The following is an 11,304-nucleotide window of genomic DNA, read 5'->3' as shown; positions in this document are numbered from 1 at the left end:
CCTGGGAAGTGGGAGAGACCTGGCCTATACTAAAAGCAGGTCATAATTCTTAACACTGCCATGGCGCCAGTCAAAGCGGGGATGCCGGCTCCGGATTTTCAACTGCCGGACAGCGAAGGCCAAATGGTCAGTCTCTCCCAATTCCGGGGGCAGTGGGTTGTGCTGTATTTTTATCCCAAGGACGATACGCCCGGCTGTACTGCCGAAGCCTGCGCTTTCCGGGACAGTTACGATGCGTTCCGGGCGGCGGGGGCGGTGGTTATCGGGGTCAGTGGTGATGATACCCCCAGTCACCAGCGGTTCAAGCGCAAGTACAATCTACCGTTTATTTTGCTGAGTGATGCGGGCAACCAACTGCGGCGCACCTATGGGGTACCGGCCACCTTGGGTTTGATCCCCGGGCGGGTGACCTATGTGATTGACCCGGAGGGCATCGTGCGGCTGGTGTTTGACTCCCAGTTTAATTTCCGCGCCCACGTGGACCAGGCCTTGGCGACGATCAAAGGGGCGACCCGATGAACGAAACCTTCCTGACCCGGGAGGAGGCGGCCCAGGTGGATGCGGCATTGCTCTCTTCCCACGAAAAGTTCCTAACCCGTTTGACCATTTCCTCCCTGCGTCTGCTCATGCACATTGCCCGTTACTACCAGGTGCCGGTGGAACAACTGACCCCCACCCAGATCATCGCCTGGTTTGAGCAGGATAGCAAAAAACGGCGCGAGGAAGGCCCCGAAGCCGCTTTTCTGAAATGGGGAGATGTGAGGAGTGAATCGGCGGAACCTTAACCCCGGCCACGGATGGGGGCTGGCGGCCTGAACGGTTCAACCGGCGCTTCCACCCCAGGAGTCGGGGGATAAAACACTCCATCCCGGGCGCATTCGGGGCGGGTTACAGGCCGGCAATTCAGGTCAAACAATGAGGTCGTAAAGGGATTGGGGAAATCCTGCACCCGGAGGGTTGGCCCGGGAATTTGCCCCTGGATGTCCATGATATTGACGTTCAACTCCGATAGGTTGCGAGCGTCGGTCTGCACCGCAATCTCAGGGCCGCCCGGTGTGGTCTTCAACCGCCCGATGTGCAGGTTAAACAGGGTCTGGGTTTGCCCCGCCAACCAGGATTGGTAATAATACCCGCCCGTATTGCCGAAATAGACCTCGTTATACAGCCGTTGCAGGGGCAAGGTATTGGGACCGGCGGTGAAATGGGGATAACCGTTGGGATAAATCCTGAAGAAATCCGCCCGGGCCGGTGCTGCTATACCCAATGCCAGGCCACCTATAGCCAACATGAGTAATCGTTTCATGGCTAAATTCACTCCTCAGAAAAGGGGGCAACCAGGACTACTTCTACTATAGGGGACTTCCCGGGTCTTGAAAAGCCTGGGGGAAGACCTGCCTACAATATGAAATAAATGGAGATTGCCGATGGGGGCCCCATGGCGGTCCAGGTGCGTTTTTTGCCGGATGACGTAACGGTGGTGGCAACGGCGGGGGAATCTTTACTCGGGGTGGCGCGCCGGGCGGGGGTGATGATTCCCACGGGCTGTCTGATGGGGGCCTGCTACGCCTGTCTGGTGGATTGGGAATCCCCGGCGACGGGGCTGGAGACCGTCCAGGCTTGCTTGACCAGTATTCCGGCGGGGGTGACTCACCTGACGGTCTATCTCTACCAGGACCCCACCTGGTAATAATTCTTAGCACCGGGGAGGTGGCACTGAGGCGGCAGTGGCCTTAAGCTAAAAAACAGCCTGTGTATGGGAGGACGGTATGATCCAACGGGGTTCCAAGGTACGGATTCTGCGCAAGGAGTCCTACTGGTATCAGGATGTGGGCACGGTGGCCTCGATTGACCAAAGCGGCGGCAATATCAAATATCCGGTTATCGTGCGGTTTGACAAGGTGAACTACACCGGTTACAGCGGTGAGCAGGGCGGGGTGGCCACCAACAACTTTGCCCTGGACGAACTGGTGGAAGTGGAACCGCCCCCCAAGAAAGGGAAATAGCTTGCCGGAACTGCCGGAAGTGGAAATCATCCGCCGGGGGTTAGACCAACTTACGCCAGGGCGGGTTATTACTGATGTGGTCCTCCTGCGCCCGGACTGTGTGGTCGGGTCGCCCTATGCATTGCAGCAGGGGTTGAGGGGCCAGAGGATTCGGGTTTGGCGGCGCCGGGGCAAGTATTTGTTGGGGGAGTTGACCAACGGTGGTCACTGGGTCATCCACCTGCGCATGACGGGGCAACTGTTCTGGCTGACCGATCCGCAACCCCTGACGGCCCACACCCGGGCGCGGGTTTTTTTTGACGGTGGCACCGAGTTACGTTTTGTGGACCAACGTACCTTCGGTCGCTGGTGGTGGGTGCCGCCGGGGAAAAAGGTGACCGATGGGGTGGCCGGCTTGGAGAGTTTGGGGCCAGAACCCTGGGACCTGGACCTGGAGGCTTTCTTTCGCCGCTGCCAGTCCACCTCCCGCTCGATTAAAACGGCCCTTTTGGACCAGAGGTGGGTTGCGGGGTTGGGGAATATTTACGCCGATGAGGGTTTATTTCTCGGTGGGATTCGCCCCCAGACTCCCTGTTGTCATCTCTCCCGGGAGCAAGTGGCGCGCCTGCGGCAGGGGGTGATCCAGGTGTTGAAGACCAGTATTGCCCTGGGGGGAACCACTTTTGCTCACTTTCGCCATGTGCAGGGGATGAACGGCCATTACCTGGATCAGGCCTGGGTGTATGGGCGAGCAGGGCAGCCTTGTCGCCGCTGTGGTACGGTTATCCAGCGCACCAAAATTGGGGGTCGGTCGAGCCACTGGTGTCCCCGCTGTCAGGATTGAACCACTGGCGTCGTCAGACATTGGTAATGGATGCCCTCCACCTGGGGACTGCCGGGGTGGATTGTGCCTGCGTGGGTTAAAAGGTGTTCATCCCGGCGGATATAGATCGGCGCTTGACCAGCGACATGGATGTAGGTGCCGTTGGCGCTTTGGTCCACCAGGACGCATTTCCCCCGCCGCCATTCAATCCGGCCGTGTTGGCGCGATACCTGGTCACAGCGAATTACGAGATCGTTATCCGGCGCCCGCCCCAGGCTCAACGTGGGGTGTCGTTCATCCAGATAATACACCTGGCCTTGGAATTGCAGACGCAGGCAAGTGAGGGTAGGGGTTGAGGGTGGGGAAGCCGCGTCCACGCTGACAAAGGTAGCATCGGAGGGGTGAACCAGGATTTCGTACACCTCGATGAGGTCGCTTTTGCCCCGCACCGGCATCCGGTCCACCAGTCGTTTTTGCAGGGGCAGGGACGGGTCCATCTGGGCAACCGTAGGGGCGGGGACGAGGATTTGGTTGCGCTTGGCCAGTTCCACCATCCGCGCGGCGACATTGACTGCATCGCCGAACATATCCCCGTCTTGCTGGGTGAGGACCGGCCCATGATTCAACCCGATCCTCAAGCCGGAGAGGACTTGCTGTTTGTGGAAAAATTGGGCCGCCTGGTCTTGCATCTCAAAAGCCGCCTGGGCCGCTAGGGAAGGATTGGGAAAACAGAGCATGATTTCATCGCCGATGGTCTTGACCAATTGACCCTGATATTTTCGCCCCACCTGGTAGAGTAATTGCAGACAGTCGCTGATCAAGACCAAGGCCGCCTCATCCCCGAGGGTCTCATAGAGCTTAGTGCTGCTGCTAATGTCGGCGAATAGGACGGTGGCTTCCCTTTCCATGGTCCTAGGGGTCAAACGGGTCCCACCCTATCATAGCCCAAGGTCGGAAAGCTCCCTCGCCCACCATGAAGCATTGACTATAATAGATAACAACCGGTGCTTCGGGCTGTTGATTGGGGAAGGAATCCTATGGAAAGTATCCTCGCCAAGCTGAGAGAGTGGTTACGCCGTTTACTCGATGTCCTGTTGGGTCCCCAGCCCGAACCCGAACCGGTGCCCGTCCCCGTGGATGACCGCCGCTAGGTGCGTATTCTGGTTTTGCATGGCCCTAACCTGAACCTCCTGGGACAGCGCGAGCCGACGATTTACGGTGCCCAGACCCTAGAGGCCATTAACCAGGAATTGCAAGCCCAAGCGCAGGAATTGGGGGTGACCCTTGTCTGTCGGCAGTCGAACCACGAGGGGGTGCTGGTGGATTGGATTCAACAGGCGGCAGGGGAGTTTGCCGGTTTACTGATTAATCCCGGGGCCTACACCCACACCAGCTTGGCTATTGCCGATGCCATTCGGGCTACGGGTTTGCCTACGGTGGAGGTGCACCTGAGTAATATCTACGCCCGGGAACCCTACCGCCATCATTCCTGGATTGCGCCGGTGGCTGTGGGTCAAGTCAGTGGCTTTGGACCGGCGAGTTATCGCTGGGGGTTGGCAGCGTTGGTGACCCATCTCCGGCAATCATCTGCACATTCTCCGCCAAGGTAGTGCAAAGCTGGTCGAGGGGCAAATCGTCGGGGTCCAGGCCAAAGGGGTCCTCCAGTTGGCAGCCCAGTTCTTCCATGCCGAACAGGATAAAACTGACCAGCAGGGCAATGGGCACCGTCCACCAACCCACCTTGGGCGCCACCACCGCCGGTAAACACAGGCCGTAGAGCAGGATCAGTCGCCGCAGGTAAATCACGTAGGGGCGGGGCAGGGGGGTTTGGCGGATGCGTTCGCAGGCGGTCAGGCCCTGGATCAGGGCGTTGAGGAGTTGATTGACCTCCAGCAGACGCACCGTATCGATCCGTCCTTGGTGGAATTCCTGTTGCAGGTAGTCTTGGATCCAAATTAGGATTTGCAGGGGTCGGTGGCGACTGTGGGCCAGTTGGTGGAATTGCGCCGTGGAGAAATAGGGTTGCAAAGCTTGGGGATCGGCCATGTCCCGCAGGTGCAATTTCATCGCCACCGCAAACCCCGGCAACATGTTTAACACCGTCTGTCGCCGCTCCTTTTCCCCATCTGTGGTCACCGGTACACACAACTGGATGGTGCGGGCTAGATTGCGGATATTCACCACCACATCCCCCCAGGCTTTGCGGCCTTCCCAGAACCGCTCGTAGGAACTGTTGGTGCGAAACACCAGCAGCAGCCCCAGCACCAGGTTGTAAACCACGCTGTTGGTGAACTCGCCGAAAAACCCCAGGGGGAGGGGCACGTGCTGTTGCCACAGCCAGACGATGCCGGCGGCGTACAGGCCAGACAGGATTAGCAGGGACCAAATGCGCGACAGCACCGAACCCTGCCAGAGCACCAGAGCGTACATCCACCGGCCGAGCATTGGTTGTAGCGTCAGCCCGTTAGTCATCCGCCGTCGGGCGAAACTGGCTAATCATTTCAATACTACGCTGAACCATCTGGCAGAGGTCCTCCAGGGGCAGGTCATTCACATCCAGACCGAAGGGATTTTCGATCTCCCGGGCCAGTTCCTCCACCCCCATCAAAATAAAGGCCACGATTCCCGTGATGGCCACCACCGCCCAACCCAACTCCGGCTTCAAGGCCAAAGGCAACGCCAGGCAGTAGAGCAAAATCAATTGCTTGAGATAGATCACATAGGCCAGGGGCACCGGTGTTTGGATGATGCGTTCGCAGGTGGCCAGTCCCTGGATGAGCTGGTTGAGGGCTTCGTCCAGTTCCCAGACCCGATTGGCATCTAGCCGCCGGTGGTGCAGTTGTCGTTGTAAGTAATCCTCTAGCCAGAGGGTGATGTAAACCGGGCGGTTGAAAACAGGGGCGATTTCGGCGTATTCCGTCGGGGTGAGAAAGACTTGCAACTCCTGGGGATCAGGGTTTTGCCGCAGGTGCAATTTGACCGCCACCGGGAAGGCCATCAGCCATTGGAGGGCTTGTTTTTTTTGCCGCCATTCCGCTTCGGTCGGTGTGGGAATCGCCACTTGGATGGTGCGGGCCAAATTTCGCAGGGCAATAATGATCTGGCCCCAGGCCTTGCGCCCCTCCCAGTAGCGGTCGTAGGAACTATTGGTGCGAAAGACCAGCAGTAATCCCAGGACCAAGTTATAGGCCACATTGGCGGTAATTTCCCCCAAGATACCGATAGGTAATTTCCAGCCCATCTGCCGGGTCAGGACGACCAGGACGCTATAGCCCATGAATAACCACACCCGGGGGGCTACCCTGGGCAGGACTGATCCCCGCATCTGGAAGGCTACCCGAAGCCATGACTGCCCACCCAGGGTACTCCACATGGGCTGTCCTTGCCGGATTTCCCTCCATAATATTACGTCAGGCCGGTACAATAAATCCCAGTCCCAAGAAGAGGCGCCATGGGCCGTCCGCGAGTCCTGTCGGGAGTCCAACCCACCGGCCATCTACACCTGGGCAATTACCTGGGGGCCATTCGCCACTGGGTCGCTGGCCAGCAGGAACGGGAGAACTATTTTTGTGTGGTGGACTTGCACGCCATGACCGTCCCCTACAACCCGGCGGAATTGGCCCACAATACCTACAACGTGGCGGCTTGGTATCTGGCCTGCGGGCTGGACCCCCAGCAGAGCGTCATCTTCATCCAGTCCCACGTGCCCGCCCACAGTCAATTGGCCTGGTTGCTCAACTGCATCACTCCCCTCAACTGGCTGGAGCGCATGATCCAGTTCAAGGAAAAGGCCCTCAAACAGGGGGAAGAGGTGGGGGTGGGGCTACTGGATTACCCGGTGCTGATGGCCGCCGACATTTTGCTTTACCAGGCCGACCTGGTGCCGGTGGGGGAGGACCAAAAACAACACCTGGAACTCACCCGGGACATCGCCCAGCGGTTTAATTACCGGTTTGCCTCCCCGGATGACCCCGTTTTCACCATCCCCGAACCCCTGATTGCCCGCACCGGCGCCCGGGTCATGAGCCTCACCGACGGCACCAGCAAGATGTCTAAATCCGACCCCTCGGACATGAGCCGGATTAACCTGAACGATCCCCCCGACTTGATCCAGAAAAAAATCAAGCGCTGCAAAACTGACCCGATTCGCGGCCTGGAATTTGACAACCCCCAACGCCCGGAATGCCATAACTTGCTGACCCTGTACCAGTTGCTCAGCGGCAAGGACAAGGCCACCGTCGCCGAAGAAGTCAAGGATATGGGGTGGGGGGAATTTAAGCCCCTACTGGCGGAGGTGATCATCGAGCACCTGCGTCCTATCCAGGCCAAGTACCGGGAATTGATGGGGGCCAAGGATTACTTGCACCAGGTGTTGCGGGAGGGGCGCGAGCGGGCGCATCACGTGGCCCAAACCACGCTGGATCGGGTGCAGAAGGCGATGGGGATGGCGCTGCCGGTATGAACCAGGGGTCCCTCAGCCGTCTCCAGCAGGGGATTCAGCGGGGCGAGTTTCTCATCACCGCCGAGGTCATGCCCCCTAAAGGCAGCAACCCCCAACACCTGTTGCGCATGGCCCGTTTGCTGCAGCCCTGGGTGCATGGCATCAACGTCACCGACGGCAGCCGGGCCGTTTTGCGCATGAGTTCCCTGGCAGCAGCTGCCCTCCTGCGGCAACATCACCTAGAACCCATCTACCAACTGGCCTGCCGCGACCGCAACCGCATTGCCCTACAGGCTGATTTGCTGGGAGCCGCCGCCCTAGGGATTCGCAATGTCTTGGCCCTCACCGGCGACCCGGTCCAGGCGGGCGACCATCCCACCGCCAAGCCGGTGTACGACTACGAATCGGTGCGCCTGTTGCAGGTGATCCAAAAACTCAACCAGGGGGTGGACAGCGAAAATCAACCCCTGCCGGATGGGCCAACCTACTTGTTTCCGGGAGCAGCGGTGGACCCCCAGTGCGGGAGCTGGTCAGGGCTACAGCGCCGTTTTGAACGCAAACTCCAGGCCGGGGCGCAGTTCTTCCAAAGCCAGATGATTGTGGATTTTGACCGGCTGGAAAAATTCATGACCCACATTGCCCAGGGGTGTGGTCGTCCCATCTTAGCCGGCATTTTTCTGCTGAAGTCCGCCAAAAACGCTCGCTATATCAACCGATACGTTCCCGGCGTCCACATCCCCGAAGCCATCATCCGGCGCCTAGAACGGGCCGCCGACCCCCTCGAGGAAGGCATCACCATCGCCAGCGAGCAGGTGCAATGGGCGCGGCAACTCTGCCAGGGGGTGCATGTCATGGCGGTCAAGCGGGAGGACCTGATCCCGGAGATTCTCCGGCGGGCGGGCTTGGCACCCACCAACCCATCTCTGTGCACACCGCCTGCACCGGTTGGTCCCACGGGTCACGGGGTAACGCCGGCACCAGAAACGATTGGAAAATGACCCCCACCCGATAAACCGCCTGCCACTCGGGTCGGGCTAAAAGTCGGTCGAAGTAGCCGCCCCCATACCCCAAGCGATAGCCCTGGTGGTCGTAGGCCAAAGCCGGAATCACCAGCAAATCTCCCGGCTGTGGTGTAAGGACCGGGGCATCGGGGTAAGGTTCCGGCAGGCGTCCCGGGGTCAAGGGCTGATCCGGTTGCCATTGGTGCCAGACCAAGCGATCTCCCGCCCGCCGGGGTAAACCCCACACCGACACCCTTTCCCACAAGGGACGCAAATCCGGCTCCCCCGGCAGACTCACATACCCAAACACCCGCCGGGCCGACCGCCACCAGGGATGCCATTGCAAATGGGTTAATAACTGCTGGTTCCAGCGGCGGTAGGTGTCCCGGGAAAGTTGCGCCCGTTGCTGGCGAAGGTAACCGCGCAAGTTCTGCTTCAGACGGCCAATTTCAGGGTTTTTCAATCGCGGGCGTCGATTTTTTGGGGGGTACAGGGCGGGATGGCCGGGCCTTGGGACCCGAACGCTTGGCCTTAGTCTTGGTAGGGACAATGGCCGCCACCTTATGGGCTTGGCAAATCACCAAATCCGTGCCCTGGCGTTGCACCTGCAAATCCCAGAACATTCCCTTGCCAGGCTGGGGCAGCGTCCCTTTGAGTTCCAACTTAAAGGTCTCTGCGGCTCCCGTCAGGGTCATCGGCGCCCGGCGAATCCGCACCGTCACAATGCCCAACTGCTGGTTTTGGCGCACCACTTCCCCGCGAATGGAAAAATAATCCTCCTCCACCCACACCTGGTCCGGCCCCAGGTTTTCCTCGGGATGGAGCGCTTCCGGTTCCCATACCCCCATTATCTGCACGTGCAGGGGCAAAAAGGGGGTCTCCGGCGGTGTTTCCCCCGCTTTGACCCGGGGTTTGTTGCGGGTGCGGGGGTACACCACCCAGAGGTGCTCCTGGGACAGGTCCAGGCGTTTCTTGGCCAAGCTCATCAACCGCCCCAGCAGCACCGCATCCACCTGCACCCCGTCATGGGTGACCAAAACCCCCTTGGTGAACTGTTCCACCGAAGGTTGATAACGCCCCCGCAACACCCCGATAGCCCGGTACTGCAGAGGTTCGGTGGGGGGAGGAATAGGATGCACGTAACTGGCAACCGCGCTCATTGCTCCGGTGTCACCATACGTACCGCCTGTAGCCGCGCCTTCGCCTGCTTCAGTTGCTGGGTGGCATCGAGCTTATCCTTGCGGGTTGTGGCCTGGTCGTAAGCCGCTTCCGCCGCCGCCAGTTCCGCCTGGACCGCCTCCAGCTTGAGGCTACTGCCCAGTTCTGCGCCGTTGACCAGCACCGTCACTTCGTTGTTTTCCACCTCGGCAAAGCCCCCCAGCACCACCAAAGGCGTCCAGGTGCCGCCGGCTTTAATCTGCATCACACCGATGTCCAGAGCCGTCAACAGGGGGATGTGGTCCGTCAGGATCCCCAGTTGCCCCGACATACTTGGCAGGATGACTTCCTGGGCTGGACCGTCCCACACCGTTTGGTCTGGCGTGATTACCCGCACCATCAAGGTCATGCTTTGCCCTCAGCCCGCAACTTCTCCGCCTTCGCCTTGGCTTCGTTGATGTCCCCCACCATGTAGAACGCCTGCTCCGGCAGGTCGTCCAACTCCCCGTCCAGGATCATCTTGAAGCCCTTGATCGTGTCTTCTAATTTAACGTACTTGCCCGGCGTGCCGGTGAACACCTCCGCCACGAAAAACGGTTGGGACAAAAACCGCTCGATTTTGCGCGCCCGGGCCACCGTCAGCCGGTCTTCCTCAGACAGTTCATCCAACCCCAGGATGGCAATGATGTCCTGCAACTCCTTATAACGCTGCAAAGTCGCCTTCACCCGCCGGGCCACCGTGTAGTGCTCTTCGCCAACAATGCTGGGCTGGAGCATGGTAGAACTGGATTCCAGGGGGTCCACCGCCGGATAAATCCCCTTGGAGGCCAAGGCCCGGGAAAGCACCGTCGTCCCGTCCAAGTGGGCAAAGGTGGTCGCCGGCGCCGGGTCCGTGAGGTCATCCGCCGGGACGTACACCGCCTGAATCGAGGTAATTGACCCCTCCCGCGTGGACGTAATCCGCTCCTGCAACGCCCCCATGTCCGTCCCCAGGGTCGGCTGATACCCCACCGCCGAGGGCATCCGTCCCAGCAGGGCCGACACCTCCGAACCCGCCTGCACAAACCGGAAAATATTGTCAATAAACAGCAGTACGTCCTGCTTGTTCACATCCCGGAAGTATTCCGCCATGGTCAGGGCCGACAGACCCACCCGCATCCGCGCCCCCGGCGGCTCGTTCATCTGGCCGTAGACCAGGGCAATTTTGGACTTGCTCAGGTCCTCGGTATTGATCACCCCCGACTCAATCATTTCGTTGTACAGGTCGTTGCCCTCTCGGGTGCGCTCGCCGACACCGCCAAAGACCGACACCCCCCCGTGCTGGATGGCGATGTTGTTGATCAGTTCCATCATGATGACCGTCTTGCCTACCCCCGCGCCGCCGAACAGGCCGATCTTGCCGCCGCGCCGGTAAGGGGTTAGCAGGTCAATTACCTTGATCCCCGTCTCTAGAATCGAGGGTTTGATTTCCAAATCGGTAAACTTAGGGGCGGGTCGGTGAATGGGCAGGGTCTTAGTCCGGGGCACCTCCCCCTTCTCGTCCACCGGTTCCCCCAGCACATTAAAAATTCGTCCCAGGGTCACTTCCCCCACCGGCACACAGATCGGGGCACCCGTATCTACGACCTCCATCCCCCGCACCAGGCCATCTGTGGAACTCATGGCCACCGACCGGACGATGTTATCCCCCAGCAGTTGCTGTACCTCGCAGGTCACCGCCACCTCTTGACCCGCTGGGTTTTTCCCCTGAATCCGCAGAGCGTTATAGACCTTGGGCAGGCGCCCCGGCGGAAACTCCACATCCACGACCGGGCCAATCACCTGCACAATCCGACCGACATTCACCTGTTCCGCAGTGGCAACCATGAGTGTCTATCCCTATGTACGCACAAGCCTTGC

Annotated in this window: 15 protein-coding genes and 1 pseudogene; 8 read left to right on the top strand and 8 right to left on the bottom strand. The window is 59.7% G+C overall.

Annotated features, from left to right (window positions below):
- Positions 1-60 precede the first annotated feature (60 nt).
- On the top strand, positions 61-519 hold the full coding sequence (locus Q6L55_08490; protein MEN9258747.1) for a peroxiredoxin: 459 nt from the start codon (positions 61-63) through the stop codon (positions 517-519).
- Positions 516-785 (top strand): hypothetical protein, encoded by a 270-nt coding sequence (locus tag Q6L55_08485; GenBank protein ID MEN9258746.1) that lies wholly within the window; start codon positions 516-518, stop codon positions 783-785. The genes Q6L55_08490 and Q6L55_08485 overlap by 4 nt, the downstream gene beginning before the upstream one ends.
- Here the strand turns inward: Q6L55_08485 and Q6L55_08480 are convergent.
- The gene (locus Q6L55_08480; GenBank protein MEN9258745.1) at positions 782-1,315 is read right to left on the bottom strand and encodes a hypothetical protein; all 534 of its coding nucleotides are present in this window, start codon (positions 1,313-1,315) and stop codon (positions 782-784) included. The genes Q6L55_08485 and Q6L55_08480 overlap by 4 nt on opposite strands.
- Positions 1,316-1,435: 120 nt before the next feature.
- Here Q6L55_08480 and Q6L55_08475 point away from each other — a divergent pair, with 120 nt between their 5' ends.
- The 3 genes from Q6L55_08475 to Q6L55_08465 all read left to right on the top strand — a co-directional run bounded on the left by Q6L55_08475 (position 1,436) and on the right by Q6L55_08465 (position 2,826).
- A complete protein-coding gene (locus Q6L55_08475) occupies positions 1,436-1,687 on the top strand; it encodes a 2Fe-2S iron-sulfur cluster-binding protein (protein MEN9258744.1) in 252 nt (83 codons plus the stop codon).
- 79 nt (positions 1,688-1,766) lie between these two features.
- The gene (locus Q6L55_08470; GenBank protein MEN9258743.1) at positions 1,767-2,003 is read left to right on the top strand and encodes a photosystem I reaction center subunit IV; all 237 of its coding nucleotides are present in this window, start codon (positions 1,767-1,769) and stop codon (positions 2,001-2,003) included.
- 1 nt (position 2,004) lies between these two features.
- Positions 2,005-2,826 carry a DNA-formamidopyrimidine glycosylase gene (locus tag Q6L55_08465; GenBank protein ID MEN9258742.1) on the top strand — a complete coding sequence of 274 codons (822 nt, stop codon included), beginning with the start codon at positions 2,005-2,007 and terminating at the stop codon, positions 2,824-2,826.
- Here the strand turns inward: Q6L55_08465 and Q6L55_08460 are convergent.
- Positions 2,817-3,713 carry an adenylate/guanylate cyclase domain-containing protein gene (locus Q6L55_08460; protein ID MEN9258741.1) on the bottom strand — a complete coding sequence of 299 codons (897 nt, stop codon included), beginning with the start codon at positions 3,711-3,713 and terminating at the stop codon, positions 2,817-2,819. The genes Q6L55_08465 and Q6L55_08460 overlap by 10 nt on opposite strands.
- A 243-nt stretch (positions 3,714-3,956) precedes the next feature.
- Here Q6L55_08460 and aroQ point away from each other — a divergent pair, with 243 nt between their 5' ends.
- Positions 3,957-4,415, top strand: coding sequence for a type II 3-dehydroquinate dehydratase (gene aroQ / locus Q6L55_08455; protein MEN9258740.1), 459 nt, complete (start codon positions 3,957-3,959; stop codon positions 4,413-4,415).
- Here the strand turns inward: aroQ and Q6L55_08450 are convergent.
- Positions 4,324-5,277 carry a bestrophin family ion channel gene (locus Q6L55_08450; GenBank protein ID MEN9258739.1) on the bottom strand — a complete coding sequence of 318 codons (954 nt, stop codon included), beginning with the start codon at positions 5,275-5,277 and terminating at the stop codon, positions 4,324-4,326. The genes aroQ and Q6L55_08450 overlap by 92 nt on opposite strands.
- Positions 5,270-6,178 (bottom strand): bestrophin family ion channel, encoded by a 909-nt coding sequence (locus Q6L55_08445; protein MEN9258738.1) that lies wholly within the window; start codon positions 6,176-6,178, stop codon positions 5,270-5,272. Before Q6L55_08445 ends, Q6L55_08450 begins: the two co-directional genes overlap by 8 nt.
- A 78-nt stretch (positions 6,179-6,256) precedes the next feature.
- On the opposite strand from Q6L55_08445, the gene trpS reads away from it, so the two are divergent.
- Both trpS and Q6L55_08435 read left to right on the top strand, forming a co-directional pair.
- On the top strand, positions 6,257-7,267 hold the full coding sequence (trpS, locus tag Q6L55_08440) for a tryptophan--tRNA ligase (protein MEN9258737.1): 1,011 nt from the start codon (positions 6,257-6,259) through the stop codon (positions 7,265-7,267).
- Between the two features lie 68 nt (positions 7,268-7,335).
- Positions 7,336-8,088 (top strand): annotated as a pseudogene (locus Q6L55_08435) (methylenetetrahydrofolate reductase).
- Between the two features lie 16 nt (positions 8,089-8,104).
- Here Q6L55_08435 and Q6L55_08430 read toward each other — a convergent pair.
- Genes Q6L55_08430 through atpD form a run of 4 tightly spaced genes read right to left on the bottom strand, consistent with a single transcriptional unit; the run spans position 8,105 to position 11,271 of the window.
- Positions 8,105-8,674 (bottom strand): 5-formyltetrahydrofolate cyclo-ligase, encoded by a 570-nt coding sequence (locus Q6L55_08430; GenBank protein MEN9258736.1) that lies wholly within the window; start codon positions 8,672-8,674, stop codon positions 8,105-8,107.
- Positions 8,675-8,696: 22 nt separating this feature from the next.
- A complete protein-coding gene (locus Q6L55_08425; GenBank protein MEN9258735.1) occupies positions 8,697-9,407 on the bottom strand; it encodes a hypothetical protein in 711 nt (236 codons plus the stop codon).
- Positions 9,404-9,814, bottom strand: coding sequence for an ATP synthase F1 subunit epsilon (atpC, locus tag Q6L55_08420; protein ID MEN9258734.1), 411 nt, complete (start codon positions 9,812-9,814; stop codon positions 9,404-9,406). Before atpC ends, Q6L55_08425 begins: the two co-directional genes overlap by 4 nt.
- On the bottom strand, positions 9,811-11,271 hold the full coding sequence (atpD, locus tag Q6L55_08415; protein MEN9258733.1) for a F0F1 ATP synthase subunit beta: 1,461 nt from the start codon (positions 11,269-11,271) through the stop codon (positions 9,811-9,813). The genes atpC and atpD overlap by 4 nt, the downstream gene beginning before the upstream one ends.
- Positions 11,272-11,304: the final 33 nt, after the last annotated feature.

The organism is Gloeomargarita sp. SRBZ-1_bins_9 (assembly GCA_039794565.1).
GTDB lineage: Bacteria > Cyanobacteriota > Cyanobacteriia > Gloeomargaritales > Gloeomargaritaceae > Gloeomargarita.
This window is presented reverse-complemented; position numbering and strand designations above follow the sequence as displayed.